The organism is Rhizobium rhododendri (assembly GCF_007000325.2).
GTDB lineage: Bacteria > Pseudomonadota > Alphaproteobacteria > Rhizobiales > Rhizobiaceae > Rhizobium > Rhizobium rhododendri.
Genome location: NZ_CP117267.1, coordinates 1,230,803 through 1,253,527 on the forward strand (window position 1 = coordinate 1,230,803; position 22,725 = coordinate 1,253,527).

The 22,725-nt window shown below is 61.6% G+C and carries 22 protein-coding genes; 18 read left to right on the forward strand and 4 right to left on the reverse strand.

Annotated features, from left to right (window positions below):
• The first annotated feature begins 15 nt into the window (after positions 1 to 15).
• From PR018_RS06145 to PR018_RS06185, 10 genes are all read left to right on the forward strand, one after another.
• A complete protein-coding gene (locus tag PR018_RS06145) occupies positions 16 to 1,449 on the forward strand; it encodes a pyruvate dehydrogenase complex E1 component subunit beta (RefSeq protein WP_142822562.1) in 1,434 nt (477 codons plus the stop codon).
• Between the two features lie 15 nt (positions 1,450 to 1,464).
• The gene (locus PR018_RS06150; RefSeq protein ID WP_142822563.1) at positions 1,465 to 2,823 is read left to right on the forward strand and encodes a pyruvate dehydrogenase complex dihydrolipoamide acetyltransferase; all 1,359 of its coding nucleotides are present in this window, start codon (positions 1,465 to 1,467) and stop codon (positions 2,821 to 2,823) included.
• 77 nt (positions 2,824 to 2,900) lie between these two features.
• A complete protein-coding gene (locus PR018_RS28445) occupies positions 2,901 to 3,332 on the forward strand; it encodes an endonuclease domain-containing protein (RefSeq protein ID WP_111215554.1) in 432 nt (143 codons plus the stop codon).
• Positions 3,329 to 3,967 (forward strand): SGNH/GDSL hydrolase family protein, encoded by a 639-nt coding sequence (locus PR018_RS06155; RefSeq protein ID WP_142822565.1) that lies wholly within the window; start codon positions 3,329 to 3,331, stop codon positions 3,965 to 3,967. The genes PR018_RS28445 and PR018_RS06155 overlap by 4 nt, the downstream gene beginning before the upstream one ends.
• A 69-nt stretch (positions 3,968 to 4,036) precedes the next feature.
• On the forward strand, positions 4,037 to 5,485 hold the full coding sequence (lpdA, locus tag PR018_RS06160) for a dihydrolipoyl dehydrogenase (protein WP_142822567.1): 1,449 nt from the start codon (positions 4,037 to 4,039) through the stop codon (positions 5,483 to 5,485).
• A 52-nt stretch (positions 5,486 to 5,537) separates the two neighbouring features.
• Entirely contained in the window at positions 5,538 to 5,792 is a 255-nt protein-coding gene (locus PR018_RS06165) for a GlsB/YeaQ/YmgE family stress response membrane protein (RefSeq protein ID WP_142822569.1), read from the forward strand.
• A 12-nt stretch (positions 5,793 to 5,804) separates the two neighbouring features.
• Complete coding sequence (locus PR018_RS06170) at positions 5,805 to 6,053, forward strand: GlsB/YeaQ/YmgE family stress response membrane protein (RefSeq protein WP_111215561.1); 249 nt, start codon at positions 5,805 to 5,807, stop codon at positions 6,051 to 6,053.
• Positions 6,054 to 6,084: 31 nt separating this feature from the next.
• On the forward strand, positions 6,085 to 7,056 hold the full coding sequence (gene lipA, locus PR018_RS06175; RefSeq protein WP_142828853.1) for a lipoyl synthase: 972 nt from the start codon (positions 6,085 to 6,087) through the stop codon (positions 7,054 to 7,056).
• Positions 7,057 to 7,222: 166 nt separating this feature from the next.
• Positions 7,223 to 7,816 (forward strand): P-loop NTPase family protein, encoded by a 594-nt coding sequence (locus PR018_RS06180; protein WP_142822572.1) that lies wholly within the window; start codon positions 7,223 to 7,225, stop codon positions 7,814 to 7,816.
• A gap of 9 nt (positions 7,817 to 7,825) precedes the next feature.
• The gene (locus PR018_RS06185; protein WP_142822573.1) at positions 7,826 to 8,272 is read left to right on the forward strand and encodes a type II toxin-antitoxin system RatA family toxin; all 447 of its coding nucleotides are present in this window, start codon (positions 7,826 to 7,828) and stop codon (positions 8,270 to 8,272) included.
• Here the strand turns inward: PR018_RS06185 and PR018_RS06190 are convergent.
• Together PR018_RS06190 and PR018_RS06195 are read right to left on the reverse strand one after the other, a co-directional pair.
• Positions 8,263 to 8,763, reverse strand: a complete 501-nt coding sequence (locus PR018_RS06190) for a CinA family protein (protein ID WP_142822575.1) — start codon at positions 8,761 to 8,763, stop codon at positions 8,263 to 8,265. The genes PR018_RS06185 and PR018_RS06190 overlap by 10 nt on opposite strands.
• Positions 8,760 to 9,968: a bifunctional 2-C-methyl-D-erythritol 4-phosphate cytidylyltransferase/2-C-methyl-D-erythritol 2,4-cyclodiphosphate synthase gene (locus PR018_RS06195; protein ID WP_142822577.1), complete on the reverse strand. Its 1,209-nt coding sequence runs from the start codon at positions 9,966 to 9,968 to the stop codon at positions 8,760 to 8,762. Before PR018_RS06195 ends, PR018_RS06190 begins: the two co-directional genes overlap by 4 nt.
• Before the next feature lie 174 nt (positions 9,969 to 10,142).
• Between PR018_RS06195 and dusB the strand changes: the two genes are divergently transcribed.
• From dusB to hflX, 7 genes are all read left to right on the forward strand, one after another.
• A complete protein-coding gene (dusB, locus tag PR018_RS06200) occupies positions 10,143 to 11,138 on the forward strand; it encodes a tRNA dihydrouridine synthase DusB (protein WP_142822579.1) in 996 nt (331 codons plus the stop codon).
• Positions 11,135 to 12,283 (forward strand): two-component system sensor histidine kinase NtrB, encoded by a 1,149-nt coding sequence (locus PR018_RS06205; protein ID WP_142822581.1) that lies wholly within the window; start codon positions 11,135 to 11,137, stop codon positions 12,281 to 12,283. Before dusB ends, PR018_RS06205 begins: the two co-directional genes overlap by 4 nt.
• Positions 12,280 to 13,731 (forward strand): nitrogen regulation protein NR(I), encoded by a 1,452-nt coding sequence (gene ntrC, locus PR018_RS06210; protein WP_142822582.1) that lies wholly within the window; start codon positions 12,280 to 12,282, stop codon positions 13,729 to 13,731. The genes PR018_RS06205 and ntrC overlap by 4 nt, the downstream gene beginning before the upstream one ends.
• 273 nt (positions 13,732 to 14,004) lie before the next feature.
• Complete coding sequence (locus tag PR018_RS06215; protein ID WP_142822584.1) at positions 14,005 to 16,278, forward strand: sensor histidine kinase NtrY-like; 2,274 nt, start codon at positions 14,005 to 14,007, stop codon at positions 16,276 to 16,278.
• Positions 16,268 to 17,632, forward strand: a complete 1,365-nt coding sequence (gene ntrX, locus PR018_RS06220; protein WP_111215576.1) for a nitrogen assimilation response regulator NtrX — start codon at positions 16,268 to 16,270, stop codon at positions 17,630 to 17,632. The genes PR018_RS06215 and ntrX overlap by 11 nt, the downstream gene beginning before the upstream one ends.
• Before the next feature lie 277 nt (positions 17,633 to 17,909).
• Complete coding sequence (gene hfq, locus PR018_RS06225) at positions 17,910 to 18,152, forward strand: RNA chaperone Hfq (protein WP_003539403.1); 243 nt, start codon at positions 17,910 to 17,912, stop codon at positions 18,150 to 18,152.
• A gap of 16 nt (positions 18,153 to 18,168) precedes the next feature.
• The gene (gene hflX, locus PR018_RS06230; RefSeq protein WP_142823581.1) at positions 18,169 to 19,569 is read left to right on the forward strand and encodes a GTPase HflX; all 1,401 of its coding nucleotides are present in this window, start codon (positions 18,169 to 18,171) and stop codon (positions 19,567 to 19,569) included.
• 18 nt (positions 19,570 to 19,587) lie between these two features.
• On the opposite strand, the gene mazG is transcribed toward hflX, so the two are convergent.
• Positions 19,588 to 20,421, reverse strand: coding sequence for a nucleoside triphosphate pyrophosphohydrolase (gene mazG, locus PR018_RS06235; protein WP_142822586.1), 834 nt, complete (start codon positions 20,419 to 20,421; stop codon positions 19,588 to 19,590).
• 26 nt (positions 20,422 to 20,447) lie between these two features.
• A complete protein-coding gene (locus PR018_RS06240) occupies positions 20,448 to 21,032 on the reverse strand; it encodes a deaminase (protein WP_142822587.1) in 585 nt (194 codons plus the stop codon).
• Between the two features lie 255 nt (positions 21,033 to 21,287).
• Between PR018_RS06240 and cysG the strand changes: the two genes are divergently transcribed.
• Positions 21,288 to 22,724 (forward strand): siroheme synthase CysG, encoded by a 1,437-nt coding sequence (gene cysG, locus PR018_RS06245; protein ID WP_142822589.1) that lies wholly within the window; start codon positions 21,288 to 21,290, stop codon positions 22,722 to 22,724.
• The last annotated feature ends 1 nt before the right edge of the window (position 22,725 follow it).

Consider the following 22,725-nt stretch of genomic DNA (forward strand, 5'->3'; position numbering starts at 1 on the left):
TCGGGGAGGGAACCCATGCCTATCGATATCCTGATGCCCGCCCTCTCTCCGACGATGGAAGAAGGCACACTGTCCAAATGGCTGAAGAAGGAAGGTGACAAGGTCACCTCCGGCGACGTCATTGCCGAAATTGAAACCGACAAGGCGACGATGGAAGTCGAAGCCGTCGACGAAGGCACGATCGGCAAGCTCCTGGTCGCCGAAGGCACCCAGGGCGTCAAGGTCAATGCCAAGATCGCGATCCTGCTGGCCGAAGGTGAAAGCACCGACGCCATGAGCGCCGGTTCGGACACCGAAGAGGCTGCGGCCCCCAAGGCCGATGCCGACACGCCGGCTGCGACCAGCAACGACGCCGGCGGCAAGGCCCGCCAATCGGCCGATGAGCCGACGGCCCGCGCCGACAGCAAGGTACCGGCCCAGCCAAAGGCTCATATCGCTGCCGATCCGGACATCCCGGCCGGCACCGAAATGGTCTCGACGACCGTACGCGACGCACTCCGCGACGCCATGGCCGAAGAAATGCGCGCTGACGATAACGTCTTTGTCATGGGCGAGGAAGTGGCCGAGTACCAGGGCGCGTACAAGGTGACGCAAGGGTTGCTGCAGGAATTCGGCGCCCGCCGCGTTATCGATACCCCGATCACCGAGCACGGCTTTGCCGGTATCGGCGTCGGTGCCGCCATGTCAGGTCTGAAGCCGATCGTCGAGTTCATGACGTTCAACTTCGCCATGCAGGCCATCGACCAGATCATCAACTCGGCTGCCAAGACGCTCTATATGTCCGGCGGCCAGATGGGTGCGCCGATCGTCTTCCGTGGCCCGAATGGTGCGGCTGCCCGCGTCGGTGCCCAGCATAGCCAGGACTACTCTGCCTGGTACAGCCAGATCCCGGGCCTCAAGGTTGTCATGCCGTACACGGCAGCCGACGCCAAGGGCCTTCTGAAGGCTGCAATCCGCGATCCTAACCCGGTGGTCTTCCTCGAGAATGAAATCCTCTACGGCCAGCATTTCGATGTGCCGAAGATGGACAACTTCGTGCTGCCGATCGGCAAGGCCCGTATCCACCGTACCGGCAAGGACGTGACGATCGTTTCGTTCGGCATCGGCATGACCTACGCGGTCAAGGCTGTCGCCGAACTCGAACAGCTCGGCATCGACGTCGAACTGATCGATCTGCGCACGCTGCGTCCGATGGATCTGCCGACCGTTATCGAATCGGTGAAGAAGACCGGTCGCCTCGTCACCGTCGAGGAAGGCTATCCGCAGAACTCGGTCGGTACCGAAATCGCCACCCGCGTCATGCAGCAGGCTTTCGACTACCTCGATGCGCCGATCCTGACGATCGCCGGCAAGGACGTTCCGATGCCCTACGCCGCCAATCTCGAAAAGCTGGCCCTTCCGAACGTCGGCGAAGTCGTCGATGCGGTGAAAGCCGTCTGCTACAAATAAGGGGAAGGTCTTTCGATGCCTATCAACATCACCATGCCTGCCCTGTCGCCGACCATGGAAGAGGGTACGCTCTCCAAGTGGCTGGTCAAGGAAGGCGATCAGGTCAAGTCCGGCGACGTGCTGGCCGAGATTGAAACCGACAAGGCCACCATGGAAGTCGAGGCAATCGACGAGGGCACCGTTGCCAAGCTCGTCGTTGCCGCCGGTACTCAGGGCGTCAAGGTCAACGCGTTGATCGCCATACTGGCCGCCGATGGCGAGGACGTCGGTGCTGCTGCGAGCGGTGCGGGTTCCGCAGCCCCGGCTGCAGCGTCCGCGCCGAAGTCGGAAGCTGCACCTGCCTCCAAGGCCGAGGAAGCCGTCAAGGCGGATGCGCCGGCGGTCGCTGCCGCAGCACCTGCTGCGCCGAAGGCCGCTCCTGCAGCTGCCAGCGGCGCCCGGACCTTCTCGTCGCCGCTTGCCCGTCGCCTGGCGAAGGAAGCCGGAATTGATGTGTCGGCAGTGGCCGGCTCCGGCCCGCATGGTCGCGTCGTCAAGAGCGATGTCGAAGCTGCGGTAGCTGGTGGCGGCGCCAAAGCGGCCTCCGCACCGTCTGCAACAGCTGCATCGGCCCCAGCCGCGAGCCTGCCGAAGGGTGCGTCGGACGAAGCCGTCATGAAGCTGTTCGAAGCCGGCTCCTACGAGCTTGTGCCGCATGACAACATGCGCAAGATCATCGCCAAGCGTCTGGTCGAATCCAAGCAGACCATCCCGCATTTCTATGTCACGGTGGATTGCAATCTCGATGCGCTGATGGCGTTGCGCGCGCAGCTCAACGATGCCGCACCGCGCAAGGACAGCGCGCCGGCCTACAAGCTGTCGGTCAACGACATGATCATCAAGGCGATGGCACTTGCGCTCCGCGATGTCCCGGATGCCAACGTGTCGTGGACCGAGAACGCCATGGTCAAGCACAAGCACGTGGACGTCGGCGTCGCCGTCTCCATCCCGGGCGGCCTGATCACGCCGATCATCCGCAAGGCCGAGCTGAAGACGTTGTCTGCAATCTCCAACGAGATGAAGGACCTCGGCAAGCGGGCCAAGGAACGCAAGCTGAAGCCGGAAGAGTTCCAGGGCGGCACGACGTCGGTCTCGAACATGGGCATGATGGGCGTCAAGGAATTTGCCGCCGTCATCAACCCGCCGCACTCGACCATCCTGGCCGTGGGCGCAGGCGAGCAGCGCGTCATCGTCAAGAAGGGCGAAATGGCGATCGCCACCGTGATGAGCGTCACGCTGTCGACCGATCATCGCAGCGTTGACGGTGCCCTCGGCGCCCAGCTTCTCGCCGCCTTCAAGGGCTACATCGAGAACCCGATGGGCATGCTGGTTTAGCGAATTTCCCTCCCCCTCGCGGGGAGGGTGTCCGCGTCAGCGGACGGGTGGGGGTGGTTCCATAGGGAAGGCATTGTATGGCATGGAATCGGGACAAGCCAAATTCCCCCAGCGCCTCAGCTGCCCGGAATGCTCACAAGCTGCGCAAGCTCATGACCGACGCAGAACGCCGTCTTTGGACCGCCCTTCGCCGAGAGATGACTGAATTAAAAGATACACATTTCCGTAGGCAAATGGCTATCGGGCCCTACGTCGCGGATTTTGTATGCCTTGGACGACGATTGATTATCGAGGTTGACGGCAAGATTCATGACGATAGGGATCAGCGCTTGCGTGATGCCGTACGTGATACTTATCTACGAGGCGAAGGCTTTCGCGTGATGCGGTTCTCAAATACGGACGTGATGTTGGACATGCCATTGGTGCTGAGACGAATCGTAGCGGCGATTGCCACCCCCACCCCTAGCCCCTCCCCGCAAGGGGTAGGGGAACCGGAGGCACTGCCATGAAAACTGTTCTTTGCTACGGCGACTCCCTGACCTGGGGCTACGATGCCGACACGCTCGGTCGGCATGAATTCGAAAACCGCTGGCCGAGCGTGCTGCAGGAAGCACTCGGCGGCAAGGTTCGCGTCATTGCGGAAGGTCTGAATGGCCGCACCACGGCCTTCGACGACCATCTCGCCGATGGCGATCGCAATGGAGCGCGGATCCTGCCGACCATCCTCGAGACGCATGCGCCGGTCGATCTCGTCGTCATCCTGCTCGGCACCAACGACATGAAGCCGGTGCTGGCCGGTTCGGCCTTTGCCGCCTGCCAGGGGATGGGGCGGCTCGTTGGGCTGATCCGCCACCACGACTGGGCGTTCGACTACGATGCCCCGGAAATCCTGATCGTTGCGCCGCCGATCATCTGCGAAACGGCCAATGCGCCATTTGCCGCGATGTTTGCCGGCGGCGTGGAAGAATCGCCGAAGCTGGCGACGCTCTATCGCGACCTGGCGGACGAGACGGGCTGTGGCTTCTTCGACGGTGCCTCGGTTGCCGTCACGACACCGCTCGACGGTGTTCACCTCGATGTTGAAAATACAAAGGCACTTGGCCGCGGCCTCGAGCCGATCGTGCGTATGATGCTTGGACTTTGATTGATCTCTCGGCTGGCCCTGGTTTTCGTGCGGCCAGCAACGACAAGAAACGACAAGACAGGAATTAAAATGGCAGAGAACTACGACGTCATTATCATCGGCTCCGGCCCCGGCGGTTACGTGGCGGCGATCCGCGCAGCCCAACTGGGCCTCAAGACGGCGATCGTCGAGCGCGAGCATCTCGGTGGAATCTGCCTGAACTGGGGCTGTATCCCGACCAAAGCGCTGCTTCGCTCGGCCGAGGTGATGGACCACGCCAACCATTTCAAAGATTACGGCCTGGTGCTCGAAGGCACCGTCAAGCCGGACGTGACCGCAGTCGTCGCCCGTTCGCGCGCCGTTTCCGCGCGGCTGACCGGCGGCGTTGCCTTTCTGATGAAGAAGAACAAGATCGACGTCATCTGGGGTGAAGCGAAAATCACCAAGCTCGGCGAGATCGTCGTCACCAAGTCGAAGAAGCCTGCCGTTCAGCCGCAGAACCCGCTGCCGAAGAACATCAAGAGCGAAGACGGCACCTACAACGCCAAGCACATCATCGTCGCCACCGGCGCTCGTCCGCGTGCGTTGCCGGGCATCGAGCCGGACGGCAAGCTCATCTGGACCTATTTCGAGGCTATGAAGCCCCAGGCTCTGCCGAAGACGCTGCTCGTCATGGGCTCCGGCGCCATCGGCATCGAGTTCGCCAGCTTCTATCGTTCCATGGGCGTCGACGTCACCGTCGTCGAGGTCATGTCTTCGATCATGCCTGTCGAAGATGTCGAGATTTCCGCCATCGCCAAGAAGCAACTCGAGAAGCGCGGCCTCAAGTTCATCCTCGACGCCAAGGTCACCAAAGTCGAAAAATCAGCCGACAGCATCACCGCCACCATCGAGACCAAGGATGGCAAGAGCCAGCAGATCACCGCCGACCGGATGATTTCGGCCGTCGGCGTCGTTGGCAATATCGACAATCTCGGTCTCGAAGCGCTCGGCGTGAAGACCGATCGCGGCTGCGTTGTCATCGACGGCTACGGCAAGACCAACGTCCCCGGCATCTATGCGATCGGCGATGTCGCGGGTCCTCCGATGCTTGCCCATAAGGCCGAGCATGAAGGCGTCGTCTGCGTCGAGAAGATCGCCGGACTGCCGAATGTCCACGCCACCGACAAGAGCAAGGTTCCCGGCTGCACCTACTGCAATCCGCAGGTGGCATCGGTCGGCCTTACAGAAGCCAAGGCCAAGGAACTCGGCCGCGACATCCGCGTCGGCCGCTTTCCTTTCGCTGCCAACGGCAAGGCCATTGCGCTCGGCGAAGACCAGGGGCTTTGCAAGGTCATCTTCGACAACAAGACGGGCGAATTGCTTGGCGCGCACATGGTCGGCGCCGAGGTCACCGAACTTATCCAGGGCTTCGTCATCGCGATGAACCTGGAGACGACGGAAGAAGAGCTCATGCACACCATCTTCCCGCATCCGACGGTATCGGAGACGATGAAGGAAGCATCGCTGGACGCCTACGGCCGCGCGCTGAACGCTTGATAGACCGCTAAGCCGCCCTCTATTGGAGCGGACCAATGCAAAGGAGATTATCATGTCAATTCTATCGCAGCCTTGGGTCGTATTCCTGCTGATCGGCCTCGTGGCGGGCTTCCTCGCCAGCCTAGTAGTCGGCGGCGGCGGTTTGCTCAGCTGCCTGCTGAGCGGCGTCATCGGTGCGTTCGTCGGTGGCTTTCTGTTTCACGCGCTGGGCATCTCGCTCGGCATCCAAAATCTGCTGGTCGTGCAGATCATTCATGCGACCGTTGGCGCCATCATTGTGGTGTTGCTGGCGCGAGCGATAGCCTGAGGCTAAGGGCAAATCATGGGCGTAGGTTGGATTGGCGCTATCATCATCGGCGGACTTGCTGGCTGGCTGGCCGGCAAGCTGATGGAAGCGCGTTATGGCATCCTCTTGAATATCGTGCTCGGCATCGTCGGATCGGTGGTGGCAAACGCCATCCTGACCCAGTTCCACATCGCCGTGGCAGACACACGCATGGGCTTTTTCATCACCGGTTTCCTCGGTGCCTGCATTCTGATATTTCTCGCCCGGCTCGTCCAGCGATAGGTTTGTCGCTCTAGGCGGCAGAAAGAACGTTATGGTCACGATTCTCGACACCATCAATCCATCCGCCCTGCGCATCCGCCACCCGGAAAAGGCCCACAAGCCCGATACCGAAGTGCTGCGCAAGCCGGACTGGATCCGCGTCAAGGCCCCGACCTCGAAGGGCTACGCGGAAACGCGCGCCATCGTCAAGGAACACAAGCTCGTCACCGTCTGCGAAGAGGCGGGCTGCCCCAACATTGGCGAGTGCTGGGAGAAGAAGCACGCGACCTTCATGATCATGGGCGAGATCTGCACCCGCGCCTGTGCCTTCTGCAACGTCTCGACCGGCAAGCCCAATGCCCTCGACATGGCGGAGCCTGAAAACGTCGCCAAGGCCGTCAAGGAAATGGGCCTCAGCCACGTGGTCATTACGTCAGTCGACCGTGACGACCTCGCCGATGGCGGCGCCGAGCATTTCGAGAAGGTGATCTGGGCGATCCGGGCCTCGTCTCCGCTGACCACCATCGAGATCCTGACGCCTGACTTCCTGAAGAAGCCCGGTGCGCTGGAGCGGGTCGTCGCTGCCAAGCCCGACGTCTTCAACCACAACATGGAAACGGTGCCCGGCAACTACCTGACGGTCCGCCCCGGTGCACGCTATTTCCACTCCATCCGCCTGCTACAGCGCGTGAAGGAACTCGACCCGACAATGTTCACCAAGTCCGGCATCATGGTCGGCCTCGGCGAAGAGCGCAACGAAGTGCTGCAGCTGATGGACGACCTGCGCACCGCCGATGTCGACTTCCTGACCATCGGCCAGTATCTGCAGCCGACCCGCAAGCACCATGCCGTGATGAGCTTCGTCACGCCGGACGAGTTCAAGTCCTACGAGACGGTTGCCTACACCAAGGGCTTCCTGATGGTGGCGTCCAGCCCCCTGACACGATCCTCCCACCACGCCGGAGACGATTTCGCGCGGCTTCGTGCGGCGCGCGAGCGAAAGGTGCTGATGGCGGCGGAGTAGGCGGCACTACTGGAGTGAGCCTGTTCTGTCCGACCAACTGAGGTTGGAATGGTGATCTCCCGCTGTCATCCGCCGGTCATCGAAGCGGTTTAGGGCGTCGTCCGCGAATAGCAGCCTTGGTCTCTGAGGTTCGATGAGGGCAGGGCGATCAACGCGGAGGCAGGCGATGACTGCATTAACGAAGCCCGAGGCCCCGAACTACCTGACTGATATCACAGACGTGGCCGGTCGCATCGCAAAAGCCAGTCGCATCATGGTGATCGGTTGCTCCGGCGGCGGTAAATCGACCTTGTCGCAATATCTGGCCGCACGCTTCGGCCTCACCTATGTCTCGATCGATCGTGATATTCTCTGGCTCCCCGGCTGGGCTCAGCGCGACAAGCAGGAACAGCGGCGGCTGATGGCCGAAAAGGTGCAGGAGGACAGATGGGCCTTCGACGGTACCGGTCCCACCAGTTTTGACATCCGCCTCCCTCGCACCGACATCGTCATCTGGGTGCGCATGCCGCGTCTTCTCTGCATCTGGGGAATAACGACGCGCTGGTTCCGATGGATCGGCCGAACGCGGCCCGAGATGGCGCCTGGTTGTCCCGAGAAGCTCGATTGGGAGTTCCTGCGCTATGTCTGGACGTTCGACAATCGCTTTGCGCCCCTGGTGGTCGCTTCGCTGGTGCAGAACGGACCCAATGTTCCCGTTTTCCAACTAAAATCGCGCCGCCAGATGCGCAGGCTTCTTGATCTTCTGGGTCCGCCCGCTTAATTGCCGCTCATGCCAAAGTTCGAAACCCACCGTCCTGTTCCCCATACGCCCGATCAGATGTTCGACCTCGTCGCCGATGTCGAGCGCTATCCGGAATTTCTGCCGCTCTGCAACGGCCTCGTGGTGCGCAGCCGCAAGGAGCGCGACGGCAAGACCTTGCTGGTTGCCGACATGACGGTGGGCTACAAGGCCATCCGCGAGACCTTCACCACACAGGTGCTGCTCAACCGGGCGGAGCACGCCATCGACGTGCAGTACATCGACGGCCCCTTCAAATATCTCGACAACCGCTGGCGCTTCCAGCCCGACGGAAACGGGGGCTGCACCATCGACTTCTTCATCGACTACGAATTCAAGAGCCGTATTCTCGGCGCGCTGATGGGCTCGATGTTCGACAGGGCGTTCCGCATGTTCACGGAAGCCTTCGAGACCCGGGCCGGCAAGATCTACGCCTGAGCGAGATCCAGCAGCATCTCCAGCGCGGTCGCCACGGTTGCCAGCCGCACGGAATCCCGACCGAGATCGCCATAGCGCATCTCACGATGAACGATCGCGCCGCTGCGGGCACGAGCGGCGAGGTGCACGAGCCCGACCGGTTTTTCGGCGGAGCCGCCGCCCGGACCGGCAATGCCGGTGACGGCAACGGCAAGCGCTGCATGCGAGCGGAACAGGGCGCCCTGAACCATCTGCAGCGCGGTCTCTGCAGACACAGCGCCATAGGCCACAAGCGTCGCTTCCTGCACCCCGAGCATCTCCATCTTCGCCGTGTTGGTATAGGTGACGAAGCCACGGTCTACCACTGCCGACGACCCGGCGACATCCGTGAGCGAGCCGGCAATCAGGCCGCCCGTACAGGATTCCGCAGTGGCCACCATGAAGCCGCGCGACTTGCAAAGCGTGACAAGCCGGGCCGCGAGTGTTGCGACCGGATCGGTAAAGGTGCTCATGGCTTGTTGCTCCTGTAGACCACTGTCGCCGTCGCAATCGCCGCAATGCCCTCGCGGCGGCCGATAAAGCCGATTTCCTCGTTCGTGGTCGCCTTGACCGAGCAGCGGTCGAGACTGATTCCGAGGCATTCCGAGAGCTTCTGGCGCATTTCGAGCCGGTGCGGGCCGATCTTTGGCGCTTCGGCGATCAGCGTCACATCGGCATTCATGATCGTCCCGCCAGCATCGCGAACGATCCGGGCAGCATGCTCGATGAAGATCCGCGATGCGGCTCCTCGCCACTGCGGGTCGCTTGGCGGGAAGTGATCGCCGATATCGCCTGCACCGCAGGTGGCAAGCAGCGCATCGGTCAGGGCATGCAGCGCCACGTCGGCGTCTGAATGGCCTTTCAGCCGCTGGTCATGGGGCAGGAATATGCCGCAGAGAGTGACACCGTCGCCGGGCTCCAGTTGATGTACGTCGTAGCCGTTGCCGGTCCGCACGTCGGGAAGGTTTGCCGACATTCTCTCATCTGCCATGCTGATATCCCTTGCGATCGTCAGTTTGATGTTGTCCGGGCTACCGGCCACCAGTTGGACCGGCAGACCTGCCCATTCGGCAATCGATGCATCATCCGTGAAATCCGACCGACCGTCGAGCGCGGCCTTTTCATGGGCGGCAAGAATAGCGGTAAGCTCGAAGGCCTGCGGCGTCTGGGCAGCGTAGAGCCCGGCGCGGGCAACGGTTTCAACCACGAGACCGACAGAGCCGAGCCGCTTCAGCGTATCGGCGACCTGTATCGCAGGCAGCACGGCCGAGGCGCCGTTGTCGAGCGCGGTCATGATCTCGTCGAGGAGGGTATGGTTAAAAAACGGGCGGACCGCATCGTGGATCAGCACATGAGTGACGTCGGCAGCCTCCAGCGACCTCAGGCCGGCCAGCACGGATTGCTGGCGTGTCTCGCCGCCAAATACGGTGGAGACCGATGCTGCTTCGCTGATTCCCCCAAGCGCCTTCGCCAGCAGCGCTTCGTCATCACGATGAATAACCACGACTATTTGCAAAGGCTGGCGCCACGTCATAAAGCCTTCAAGCGTATGGGCGATAATCGCCTTGCCGCCGATCGGACGATACTGCTTCGGCCCGTCTTCCGGTGAACCTGCCCGCTCGCCCCGCCCGGCCGCAACGACGATAATTCCGATCTTGATCGGTTGCTTTGCGTGCATTTGCGTCCTAAACCCCGGATTGTCAGTCAAGTTCTGAAAGCGGGTCTATCGTCTCCCCCCGGGCTTTTCCAGCATTTGCCCAAAAAATATCGAGCACCTCCGAAAGCGCTTGGCAAGCATCGTAATTGTGGCTAAAAATAGTGCAAATTCCTCGCGTGCCCGAAAGATAACCGATTGTCAGCCATCGACATTGCATCCCCTTTGTCCATCGGGCCTGTCCAGATTAGAAACCGGGTGGTGCTTGCGCCGATGTCCGGGGTGACGGATCTGCCCTTTCGCCAACTGGCAATGTGCTTCGGTGCGGGCCTTGTCGTCACTGAAATGGTGGCGAGCCGCGAGCTCGTTCAGGACACGGCAGAATCCTGGTCGCGCCTCAAGCATGCAGGTCTAAAGCCCCATATGGTGCAACTTGCCGGTCGCGATGCCTACTGGCTGGCGGAAGCTGCGAAGATTGCCGCCGGAAACGGCGCAGATATCATCGATATCAACATGGGTTGCCCGGCCAAGAAGGTCATTGGCGGCTATGCCGGTTCGGCCCTGATGCGCGAGCCCGATCATGCACTGTCGCTGATCGAGGCAACGGTCAACGCCGTCGACGTGCCGGTAACGCTGAAGATGCGCCTTGGATGGGACGAGAAGTCCATCAATGCCCCCGATATCGCAAGGCGCGCCGAGCAGGCCGGCATCAAGCTCGTCACGATCCACGGTAGAACGCGCATGCAGTTCTATCAGGGGCGCGCCGATTGGGATGCGATCCGCGCAGTGCGCGACGCTGTCTCCATTCCCCTGGTTGCAAACGGCGATGTCGAGACATCCGGGGACGTTGCCGAGATCCTCCGTCGCTCGGGCGCCGATGCCGTCATGGTGGGACGCGGATGCCAGGGGCGACCCTGGCACGCCGGTTTCCTTGCCGGCCATGCAGCCCCTTCGGCAACCGAGATCGCCGACATTGCTGTCGACCATTATCACGCCATGCTCGAATTCCATGGTGCTCAGGTCGGCTTGCGTCATGCGCGCAAGCACCTGGGTTGGTATCTCGATCGCCATGCGCCGGCCTTCGACAAATCGGTCATCATGACATCGACCGATGCAGGGCAGGTGGCATCGCTTTTACACGAGGCGCTGTCCGGTCAATCGGGCGGCTCCCAAATGACGCAGGAGGCAGCATGACTTCCGGGTCAAAACACGAGCCCGCCGGCCACACCGTTGCCATGGCGGTGCTCAACGCCATCCAGAACCCCGTCGTCATGGTCGACGAGGCCGGCCTGATGGTTTTTGCCAACTGGGAGGCCGAGGCATTCTTCGGCGCCAGTGCCTCGCATCTGGCGCGCTACAATATCTCGACCTTCATTCCTTTTGGCAGCCCTTTGATCGGACTGATAGACCAGGTGCGCGAACGCCGCGCGCCGGTCAGCGAATACCGCGTCGACCTGAGTTCGCCGCGCCTCGGCCAGGACAAGCTTGTCGACATCTACGTGGCGCCGGTGGTGAGCGAGCCCGGCTGCGTCGTGATTGTCTTCCAGGAACGCTCGATGGCCGACAAGATCGACCGTCAACTGACGCACAGAGCCGCAGCCCGTTCCGTTACCGGTCTCGCCTCGATGCTCGCCCATGAAATCAAGAACCCGCTTTCGGGCATTCGCGGCGCCGCCCAGTTGCTCGAACAGTCGGCTGCAGACGATGACCGCGCCCTGACCCGTCTGATCTGCGACGAGACCGACCGGATCGTATCGCTCGTCGACCGCATGGAAGTGTTCTCCGACGAGCGACCGGTCGACCGGACGCCGGTCAATATCCACTCCGTGCTCGACCGGGTGAAGGCCGTCGCCAAGGCGGGCTTCGGGCGCAACATCAAGATCACCGAGAACTACGATCCGTCGTTGCCAGCCGTCTACGCCAACCGGGACCAGCTTGTGCAGGTCTTTCTCAACCTCATCAAGAACGCCGCTGAGGCCGTTGCCGACCGCCCCGATGGCGAGATCGTGCTGACCACCGCCTATCGACCGGGCATTCGGCTTTCGGTTGCCGGCTCGCGCGAAAAGATTTCGCTGCCGCTGGAGTTCTGCGTCATCGACAATGGACCGGGCGTGCCGGCCGATTTGCTGCCGCACCTGTTCGATCCGTTCATCACCACCAAGACCAACGGCACCGGCCTCGGCCTTGCGCTGGTCGCCAAGATCATTGGCGATCACGGCGGCATTGTCGAATGCGACAGCCAGAACCACAAGACCACCTTCCGCGTTTTGATGCCGGCTTCCAAGGGTACCACTCCCGAAGACTCCCTTCCCGCGAACACCACAGGATCTTCCAGATGACTGCTACGATACTTGTCGCTGACGACGATGCGGCCATTCGCACAGTTCTCAACCAGGCCCTCAGCCGGGCAGGGTACGATGTGCGCATCACGTCCAATGCCGCCACGCTCTGGCGCTGGATTTCCGCCGGCGAGGGCGATCTTGTGGTCACCGACGTGGTGATGCCCGACGAGAACGCCTTCGACCTGCTGCCGCGCATCAAGAAGGCAAGGCCTGAACTGCCTGTGCTGGTGATGAGCGCGCAGAATACGTTCATGACGGCGATCAAGGCGTCGGAGAAGGGGGCCTACGACTACCTGCCGAAGCCGTTCGACCTTACCGAACTGATCGCCATCATCGGCCGCGCGCTCGCCGAGCCGAAGCGTCGCCCGATGAAGATCGAGGACGACATGCAGGACGGAATGCCACTCGTCGGCCGTTCGGCGGCGATGCAGGAAATCTACCGGGTGCTCGCCCGCCTGATGCAGACCGACCTGACGCTGATGATCACCGGCGAATCGGGCACCGGCAAAGAGCTCGTCGCCCGGGCGCTACACGACTACGGTAAGCGCCGAAACGGTCCCTTCGTCGCCATCAACATGGCAGCCATTCCGCGAGACCTGATCGAATCGGAACTGTTCGGCCATGAAAAGGGAGCCTTCACCGGCGCCCAGAATCGCTCGACAGGTCGTTTCGAGCAGGCCGAGGGCGGCACGCTGTTCCTGGATGAAATCGGCGACATGCCGATGGATGCCCAGACCCGATTGCTGCGCGTTCTGCAGCAGGGGGAGTACACCACAGTCGGTGGTCGCACGCCGATCCGCACCGATGTCCGCATTGTCGCGGCTACCAACAAGGATCTGAAGCAGGCGATCAACCAGGGCGTTTTCCGCGAAGACCTGTATTACCGCCTCAACGTCGTGCCGCTGCGCCTGCCGCCGCTGCGCGACCGCGCCGAGGACATTCCTGATCTGGTCCGCCATTTCATCCAGCAGGCCGAAAAAGAAGGTCTCGGTACCAAGCGATTCGACACCGAAGCGCTTGAGCTGATGAAAGCCTATCCGTGGCCCGGCAACGTCCGCGAGCTGGAAAACCTCATCCGACGCCTGATGGCGCTCTATCCGCAGGAAGTCATCACCCGCGAGATCATCGATTCGGAACTCCGCGCCGATGTCGCCGACAGCCCGATCGACAAGGGCCCGGTACGCACGGGAACGATGACCATCGCCCAGGCGGTGGAAGAAAACATGCGCGCCTATTTCACCAGCTTCGGCGATAACCTGCCACCGCCCGGCCTTTACGATCGCGTTCTCACGGAGCTCGAATATCCGCTGATTCTGGCCGCGCTGACGGCCACACGGGGTAACCAGATCAAGGCGGCCGATCTCCTCGGTCTCAACCGCAATACTTTGCGCAAGAAGATCCGGGAACTGGGCGTCTCCGTGTACCGCAGTTCGCGCACGGCTTGACAACCGCCTCGCAACCGTTGCATTTTCGCCACAATGCGTTGCTTAAAGGTCACGCAGCCGGTGGAGGAATTTCCGAGGCGGTCTTGCGACAATCGCAATGTATCGAAGCTGTCTGAAGGTTGATGCACTCACAGTGTGCCGACTCCTGGCCAACTCGACGTTGTGACGGGTAGGTTACCCTCCTGGTCGCAGATTGCCGAATGCTGTGTCCTGCAAACCCGGTTTATCCAGTGGGCCAAGCGCTTCCGAGCGCCGGTGCCGGGAGACGAATGTATGAACGAGGACGCTGTAGCGCCGTCTGTCAGCGGCCAGGCGATCGTCAAGGTCACCGACCGCCGTGCGAGCTTTGCCTTGCCCGGCCTGATACTGGCAGGCGGAGCCTTGCTCTGCGCCGGCGTGACGCTTTTCATATTGCTCGGCCTGACACCCGTTCCGCCCACCTCCCATGTCGTCGTCGCCTCCGTTATCGTCAATTCGCTGTTCGTCGCGGCGCTGATCATCCTGATCGGTCGCGAAGTCTTCCGGCTTTTCAAGGCGCGTAGCCGTGGTCGTGCCGCAGCCCGCCTGCATATCCGCATCGTCGTGCTGTTCTCCATCGTCGCCATAACGCCAGCCATCCTCGTGGCGATATTTGCCAGCTTGACGCTGAATGTCGGCCTTGATCGTTGGTTCGCGTTACGAACCCAGCAGATCATCCGCTCGTCGCAGAACGTTGCGCAGGCTTATCTCATGGAAAATGCGAGCTACCTGCAGGGGCAGACCGCGTCGATGGGCAACGACCTCGAGCGCAACCACACGCTCTACAGCCTGGACAGGACGGGCTTTGCGGACCTGATGACCCGTCAGGCCAAAGGGCGCGGTCTCCTGGGCGCCTTCCTGGTTCGCGGCGACGGTTCGGCCATCGTCCAGGCTGACATCAAGACGGAGCGGCCGCTGCCGGCCATTCCCAAGGATGCGCTGGAAGCCTCGGCCGGCGGACAGCCGACACTCATTCCCCCGGGCGTGACCAACCTCGTCGGTGCCATCATCAAGCTCGACGAAATTCCCGGCGCTTTCCTGTACACCGTTCGGGCCGTCGATCCGCGCGTGATGAATGCCATGCGCATGGTCGAGGAAAACACCGCCGAGTACAAGGGTATGGAAGAGGGGCGCATGTCCCTCCAGATCGCCTTTGCAGTTCTCTATATCGGCTTTGCCCTGATCGTCCTGCTGGCGGCAATCTGGACCGCCATCGCTGTCGCCGACCGGATCGTCCGGCCGATCCGGCTGTTGATCAGTGCGGCCGACAACGTCGCCTCCGGCAACATGAATGTGCTGGTGCCGGTGCGTGCGGCCGATGGCGACGTCGGCAGCCTGTCGCGGACGTTCAACAAGATGATTTCCGAGATCCGCACCCAGCGTGACGAGATCCTTGAGGCCAAGGACGAGGTCGACGACCGTCGCCGCTTTATCGAGGCCGTATTGTCGGGCGTTACCGCAGCCGTCATCGGCGTCGAGCACGATCGCCGCATCACTATCGTCAACCTTTCCGCAGAAGTGCTGCTGACGCTTTCGAGCAACGAACTGCTGGGCAAGAGCCTTGCCGAGATTGCCCCCGAGGTCGATCAGGTCGTGACGGAAGCGACCGCTCGCCATCGCAATGACTTCCGCAAGCAGATCAGCCTGGTGCGCGGTGGAACCGTCCGCACGTTAAGCGTCCAGGTGACGCGCGAAGAAACGCGCGACATGAAGGAGTCCTATGTCATCACGCTCGATGACATCACCGACCTCGTCATCGCCCAGCGATCGACGGCTTGGGCGGATGTCGCTCGCCGCATTGCCCACGAGATCAAGAACCCGCTGACGCCGATCCAGCTTTCCGCCGAGCGTATCCGCAGGCGCTACGGCAAGCAGATCGACGAGAACGACCGCGCAGTGTTCGACCAGTGCACAGATACGATCATTCGCCAGGTCGGCGACATCGGACGTATGGTCGACGAATTCTCCTCCTTCGCCCGCATGCCAAAGCCTACCATGGAGCCCACGGACCTGCGCAGCATCATCCGCGATGCTGCCTTCCTGCGGGAGATGGGTAACAACCATGTCAAGTTCAAACGCGAACTCGGCAGCGAACCGCTCGTCGGCATGTTCGATACCCGCATGCTCGGACAGGCGTTCGGCAATATCATCAAGAATGCCGTCGAGGCGATCGATGCGGTTGGTGCCGGGGAGGAACGGGGCGAGCCGACCATCCTCGTCCGGGCGTCGCTTGATCGGGAGCGCGACCGCTTCACCGTCGATGTCATCGATAACGGTCGCGGCCTGCCGGTGGAAAACCGCCACAGCATCCTTGAGCCCTATATGACGATGCGGGAAAAGGGCACGGGCCTCGGCCTGGCAATCGTCAAGAAGATTATAGAAGACCATGGCGGGCAGCTCGAACTGCACGATGCTCCCGCCGAATTCGACCAGGGAAGGGGAGCCATGATCCGCGTGCATCTGCCACGCCGCGAACTGGCGACCATCGCTCCCGAGGCAAACGACAAGGAAGCAGCTTATGGCATCTGATATTCTGGTGGTGGACGACGAGGAAGACATTCGCGAGATTGTCTCCGGTATTCTCTCCGACGAGGGCCACGAGACCCGCACGGCGCATGACAGCGACAGTGCGCTCGCGACCATCGCCGAGCGCGTGCCGCGCCTGATATTTCTCGATATCTGGATGCAGGGCAGCAAGCTCGACGGGCTGGCGCTGCTGGACGAGATCAAGATACGTCACCCGGATTTGCCGGTGGTGATGATTTCGGGTCATGGCAACGTCGAGACAGCCGTTTCCGCCATCAAGCGCGGTGCCTTCGATTTTATCGAGAAGCCCTTCAAGGCCGACCGTCTTATCCTGATCGCCGAGCGGGCGCTCGAAAACTCCAAGCTCAAGAAGGAAGTGGTCGACCTGAAGCGGCGCACAGGCGACACGATCGAGCTGATCGGTACTTCGGTCGCGGTGTCGCAGTTGCGCCAGACCATCGACAAGGTGGCGCCGACCAACAGCCGCGTCATGATCTTCGGCCCGTCCGGCTCCGGCAAGGAGCTGGTGGCGCGCATGGTGCACAAGAAGTCGACCCGCGCCAACGGCCCGTTCGTCGCCCTCAACGCGGCCAATATCACGCCGGACCGCATGGAAGTGGCGCTGTTCGGCACAGAGGGATCTCCGGGGCAGGCACGCAAGATCGGCGCCCTCGAGGAAGCCCATCGCGGGATGCTCTATCTGGACGAAGTCGGCGAAATGCCGCGCGAGACGCAGAACAAGATCCTGCGGGTGCTGGTGGACCAGCAGTTCGAGCGCGTCGGCGGCTCCAAGCGCGTCAAGGTCGACGTCCGTATCATCTCGTCGACGGCTTACAATCTCGAAAGCAGGATCGCTGAAAACCTCTTCCGCGAGGATCTCTATCACCGGCTGGCCGTGGTGCCTGTCCGCGTCCCGGCGCTTGCCGAGCGTCGCGAGGACATTCCGTTCCTGGTAGACCAGCTGATGCGGCAGATCTCCGAGCAGGCCGGTATCCGCCAGCGCCGCATCGGCGACGACGCCATGGCGGTGCTGCAGGCTCATGACTGGCCAGGCAATATTCGCCAACTGCGCAACAATATCGAGCGGCTGATGATTCTCGCCCGCACCGACGGACCGGACACACCGATCACCGCCGAGATGCTGCCGACCGATCTGGGCGATATGCTGCCGAAGGTGTCGGCGCAGAACGACTATCACATCATGACGTTGCCTCTGCGCGAGGCCCGCGAAATGTTCGAACGCGATTACCTGATCGCCCAGATCAACCGTTTCGGCGGCAACATCTCGCGGACTGCCGAGTTCGTCGGCATGGAGCGATCGGCGCTGCATCGCAAGCTGAAGTCGCTGGGCGTGTGAGTCGCCGGGCCGGCGGACGATAGCCGGCTGGGCCACATGCTTCGAGGGAAGGATGTGATTTTATCGGTCTCCGGCGGGATATATAAGCAATTGCCAGCGGTTAGGGAGGTGACATTTGCCGAAATTCCGGCATAGCCTTTTCGACATTGCGGAAAAGACTGCGATTTGATACCAAGATTTGCTGGAGGAGAGGCGAGGGTATCTCCTGCCGCATCCCATAGTCTATGATGATATTGCACCGGCTGAAATGGTCGGCAAGAAAGAAAGAAGCGGCGCCATGGCGGAACGTTCTCAGAATTTGCAGGACTTATTTCTCAATACGGTTCGCAAACAAAAGATTTCACTGACGATTTTTTTGATTAACGGTGTAAAACTCACGGGCGTTGTTACGTCCTTCGACAATTTCTGCGTCCTGTTGCGTCGTGACGGCCATTCTCAGCTTGTCTACAAGCACGCTATCTCTACGATCATGCCAGGCCAGCCCATGCAAATGTTCGAAAGCGAAGAAGCCGCTTCCTGACTGCATCCCCGATAGGATTTCTGACATCACAACACGCGATACCAAAAATGACAGCATCATCCCGGAAGCTGAAAAGCACAGGGATGACATGCGGGCCGTCGTCATCGTTCCTGTTCTGAAACAGGCGCGCGGCAGGGCTTCCAAACCCGACGGCACCGTTACCACGACACGCACGCCGGAAAGCCGGCTGGAGGAAGGCAGGGGTCTGGCCCATGCCATCGACCTCGAAGTCATGTATGGCGCCATTGTCCCCGTCAACGAACCCCGTCCCGGGACGTTGCTCGGCAGCGGCAAGATCGAGGAGATCGGCGCGCTACTCGACGAGTTCAATGCGGGCCTGGTCATCGTCGACCATCCGCTGACGCCCGTGCAGCAGCGCAATCTCGAGAAGGAATGGGGCGCCAAGGTCATCGACCGGACGGGCCTGATCCTGGAAATCTTCGGCCGCCGCGCCTCCACCAAGGAAGGTACGCTGCAGGTCGATCTTGCCCATCTCAATTACCAGAAGGGCCGCCTGGTCCGCAGCTGGACCCACCTTGAACGCCAGCGCGGCGGCGCGGGCTTCATGGGCGGCCCCGGCGAAACCCAGATCGAGGCCGACCGTCGTCAGCTGCAGGACCGGATCATCAAGCTCGAGAAAGAACTCGAGCAGGTGGTGCGGACGCGCCAGCTGCATCGTGCCAAGCGTCGGAAGGTGCCGCATCCGATCGTGGCTCTGGTCGGCTATACCAATGCCGGCAAGTCGACGCTGTTCAACCGCATCACCGGCGCCGGCGTGCTGGCCGAGGACATGCTGTTTGCGACGCTCGACCCGACGCTGCGCCGCATGAAGCTGCCGCAGGGCCGCACCGTCATCATGTCCGACACCGTCGGCTTCATCTCAGACCTGCCCACCCATCTCGTGGCAGCCTTCCGCGCCACGCTGGAAGAGGTGCTCGAGGCAGACCTGATCCTGCACGTGCGCGACATGGCGGATGAGGACAATGCTGCCCAGAGCGTCGACGTAATGCGCATCCTGGCCGACCTCGGTATCGACGAGGCCGAGGGCGAAAAGCGCATCATCGAGGTCTGGAACAAGATCGACCGGCTCGAGCCCGAAGCCCATGACGCGATGATGCAGAAGGCCTCGACGGCGAAAAACGTCATCGCCGTGTCGGCGATCACCGGCGAGGGCGTCGAGACGCTGATGGACGAGATCAGCGGCCGGCTCTCGGGCGTGCTGGTCGAGGCAACGATCACGCTGCCGCTCGACAAGCTGGCCCTTTTGCCCTGGCTCTACAGCCACGGCATCGTCGACGGCCGCGAGGATCATGAGGACGGTACGGTGTCTCTCGACGTCCGCCTTTCGGAAGCCGAAACCGCCGAGCTGGAACGGCGCATGGGCAACGGTCAGAAGGCGCAAAACGCCGACTGGTGAACTATTCGGGACGGCAGCTCAAGTCAGCTGCCGCTCGATTGCCTTCGCGGCTTCCCAGAGTTCTTCCATTCTCTCCAGGGTCGCTGCTTCCAGCGTTTCGCCTTCTGCCTGAAGCGTGCGCTCGATATGGCCGAAGCGGCGGCGGAATTTCGCGTTTGTGCCGCGCAGCGCCTGCTCCGGATCGGCATCGACATGCCGACCGACATTGACGACGGCAAAGATGAGATCGCCCAGCTCGTCGCGGACCTTGGCCTGATCGCCCTCTTTCAGCGCCTCTCGCAATTCAGCAATTTCCTCCTCGATCTTGTCGAGGATAGGTTCTGCCGTGGACCAGTCGAAGCCGACCTTGGCGGAGCGCTCCTGCAGCTTGAGGGCTTCCGTCAGTGCCGGAAAGCTGCGCTGCACCGAACCGAGATAGCCGGCGTCCGGATCGGCCTTCGATCCGCGCTTGGCGCGCCGTTCTGCCCGGAGCCGCTTTTCCTCAGTCTTAATCTGATCCCACTGCAGCTTTACGGCGCCGGGCGTGGACGCGTCGGACACGGCAAAGACATGCGGATGGCGCCGCACCATCTTGGCCGTGATGGCTTCGACCACGTCGCCGAACGAAAACTCACCGGCTTCTTCCGCCATGCGGGCGTGAAACACCACTTGCAGCAGGAGGTCGCCGAGCTCGTCGCAGAGATCGTCCATGTCGTTGCGCTCGATTGCGTCCGACACTTCGTAGGCCTCTTCGATGGTATAGGGCTTGATGCTTTCGAACGTCTGGACGATATCCCAGGGGCAGCCAGTTTGCGGATCGCGCAGTGCTGCCATGATCTCGATCAGGCGCGAAATGTCCTTGGAAGCTTCCATCACGATGTCTCGGTCACTTTCGGTCGTCAGTTGAGGGGAATGGCGTTGTCGTCTTTCGTCGCCTGATAGCTGTCCGAAAGTTGATCGTAGACGGCTTTGATCCGCGCTGTCTGTGCCTCGAGCGCCGCCTTGGCTGGCTCCGCTTCGATGGCGACGAGGTCGGCGATGGCGAAGGATTTCCAGAAGGCGTTCTGTTTGCGGTAACCGCCGGGCTCGAGACCGAAAACTTCGCTCAGGATTTTTAGGTCGTGGGGAATGGCGAAGGCATCGCGCGAATCCTCGTGGCTGAAGAAATAGTAGAAATTGTCGAACCCCGCCCAGGTGATTGCCGACATGCACATGCTGCAGGGTTCGTGAGTCGACAGGAAGATCAGCTCCTTGGTATCGGGCGTTTCGCCCATCTCGTAGAACCGCTTTAGCGTGTGCACCTCGCCGTGCCAGAGCGGGTTTTCCATCTCGTTGTTGGTGGCGGCAACGACGAGCGATAGGTCAGACTTGCGCAGGATGGCCGCGCCAAAGACCTTGTTGCCGTCGGCAACGCCTTTTTCCGTCAGGGGAAGGATGCTCTGCTCGATGACATCGAGGAGACGGGCGACGATATTTGATGGCACGCGGGGGATCTCCTTGGACGAGGTTTCCTGACCTTAGCCGCACAAAACCCCCGGATGAAAGCGAAAATGGCGAATGGACATTCTTTGTCACAGAGAATAAAAATCGCCGATCTGGTCAGGGTGGCCGGTGAGTTTTACTCCAAGGCGGTGCTTGTCTGGTAAAAGAATACGCAGGGCTTCCGCTATTGGAATTTCTGTTTCTTCAATTTCCCGCTGACAAGAGCCATATTCGGGCACTCTCGAAGTGGATTGATAATGCTTTCCTGGAATGAGCAGCTTTCAGTGTTTCCGGCTTTCATGCGCGTGGAAGGACGGATTGCAGCCGTATTCGGCAACGGTGACGAGGCTTTCGCCAAGGCGAGGCTTCTATCGAACACCCGTGCCAAGATCGTCGCCTATGCCGACGATCCGGCAGATGACTACGCCGCCTTTCTCGAATCGAACGGCATCGAAACCCATCGGAAGCCCTTTTCGCCAGAATTGATGGAGGGGGCCGTGCTCGTCTTTGCGGCCACCGGCGACGGCGCGCTCGACAGGCACATCGCGGAAGCTGCGCGCGCGGCCCGAATTGTGGTCAACGCCGTCGATCAGCCGGATCAATGCGACTTCTATACGCCGGCCATCGTCAATCGCGCTCCGCTTGCCGTTGCTATAGGCACGGAAGGTGCGGGTCCGGTGCTGGCGCAGATGGTCCGTGCCCAGGTCGATCAATTGCTCTCTCCATCTCTCGGCCGGCTTGCGCAACTGGCGATCAGCTATCGCAAGGCTGTGGAGGAACGCATACCGAAGGGTGTGGCACGCCGCATCTTCTGGCGGCGCTTCTTTTCAGGCGGCGTCGCCGATGCCATGGTCACCGGCGATGTCACGCAGGCACAGCATGTTGCAGACGGGCTGCTCGCACAATCCGGGCGTGCAGAGGGGCACGTCTGGCTGGTTGGCGCAGGACCCGGTGCCGAAGACCTGCTGACGCTGCGAGCCCAGCGGGTGATGATGGAAGCCGACGTGCTGGTCTATGACGCACTTGTTCCGCAGGCCATCGTCGACATGGGCCGCCGCGATGCCGAGCGCCTGTCGGTGGGCAAGCGCAAGGGCTGCCATTCGAAGTCGCAAGCCGAAATCAACGACCTGCTGGTACAGCTCGGCCGCGATGGCAAGCGGGTCGTGCGCCTGAAATCGGGCGATCCGCTGATCTACGGGCGTGCTGCCGAGGAAATGGCCGCACTTCGGGCAGCTGGCATATCCTATGAAATTGTTCCCGGCATTACCTCTGCGCTCGCTGCGGCCGCGGATTTCCAGCTGCCGCTGACATTGCGCGGCGTCGCCTCGTCGCTGGTTTTCACGACAGGCCACGACCTTACCGGCGACGCCTTGCCGGATTGGGCAAGCCTGGCGATATCGGGCGCCACTATCGCCGTCTACATGGGACGTACCGTGGCCGCCTCGGTCGCCGGCCGGCTGATGGAAGCCGGACTTCCGGCGGAGACGACGGTCGCCGTCATTGAGAACGCCAGCCGTGCCGATCGCCGCCTGTTGCACGGCACGCTGAAGGATCTTCCGGATCTGGAGTTCCGCGACGAACTCACCGGTCCGGTCATGGTCATCATCGGCGAAGCCGTGGCGGGCGCCAATTTCGATCACTCCGAGCCGCTGGTGCACCAGCAGTCCGTGGCTCAAGAACGTGCAAGGAACTGAG

Excerpts from the sequence above, each read along its gene's own strand:
- lpdA (WP_142822567.1), top strand. The coding sequence starts at position 4,037 with ATGGCAGAGAACTACGACGTCATTATCATCGGCTCCGGCCCCGGCGGT.
- cysG (WP_142822589.1), top strand. The coding sequence starts at position 21,288 with ATGCTTTCCTGGAATGAGCAGCTTTCAGTGTTTCCGGCTTTCATGCGC.
- PR018_RS06185 (WP_142822573.1), top strand. The coding sequence starts at position 7,826 with ATGCCAAAGTTCGAAACCCACCGTCCTGTTCCCCATACGCCCGATCAG.
- hfq (WP_003539403.1), top strand. The coding sequence starts at position 17,910 with ATGGCGGAACGTTCTCAGAATTTGCAGGACTTATTTCTCAATACGGTT.
- ntrC (WP_142822582.1), top strand. The coding sequence starts at position 12,280 with ATGACTGCTACGATACTTGTCGCTGACGACGATGCGGCCATTCGCACA.
- PR018_RS06190 (WP_142822575.1), bottom strand. The coding sequence starts at position 8,763 with ATGAGCACCTTTACCGATCCGGTCGCAACACTCGCGGCCCGGCTTGTC.
- mazG (WP_142822586.1), bottom strand. The coding sequence starts at position 20,421 with ATGGAAGCTTCCAAGGACATTTCGCGCCTGATCGAGATCATGGCAGCA.
- PR018_RS06215 (WP_142822584.1), top strand. The coding sequence starts at position 14,005 with ATGAACGAGGACGCTGTAGCGCCGTCTGTCAGCGGCCAGGCGATCGTC.
- PR018_RS06195 (WP_142822577.1), bottom strand. The coding sequence starts at position 9,968 with ATGCACGCAAAGCAACCGATCAAGATCGGAATTATCGTCGTTGCGGCC.
- ntrX (WP_111215576.1), top strand. The coding sequence starts at position 16,268 with ATGGCATCTGATATTCTGGTGGTGGACGACGAGGAAGACATTCGCGAG.
- PR018_RS28445 (WP_111215554.1), top strand. The coding sequence starts at position 2,901 with ATGGCATGGAATCGGGACAAGCCAAATTCCCCCAGCGCCTCAGCTGCC.
- PR018_RS06155 (WP_142822565.1), top strand. The coding sequence starts at position 3,329 with ATGAAAACTGTTCTTTGCTACGGCGACTCCCTGACCTGGGGCTACGAT.
- PR018_RS06150 (WP_142822563.1), top strand. The coding sequence starts at position 1,465 with ATGCCTATCAACATCACCATGCCTGCCCTGTCGCCGACCATGGAAGAG.
- PR018_RS06180 (WP_142822572.1), top strand. The coding sequence starts at position 7,223 with ATGACTGCATTAACGAAGCCCGAGGCCCCGAACTACCTGACTGATATC.
- PR018_RS06205 (WP_142822581.1), top strand. The coding sequence starts at position 11,135 with ATGACTTCCGGGTCAAAACACGAGCCCGCCGGCCACACCGTTGCCATG.
- PR018_RS06165 (WP_142822569.1), top strand. The coding sequence starts at position 5,538 with ATGTCAATTCTATCGCAGCCTTGGGTCGTATTCCTGCTGATCGGCCTC.
- lipA (WP_142828853.1), top strand. The coding sequence starts at position 6,085 with ATGGTCACGATTCTCGACACCATCAATCCATCCGCCCTGCGCATCCGC.
- PR018_RS06145 (WP_142822562.1), top strand. The coding sequence starts at position 16 with ATGCCTATCGATATCCTGATGCCCGCCCTCTCTCCGACGATGGAAGAA.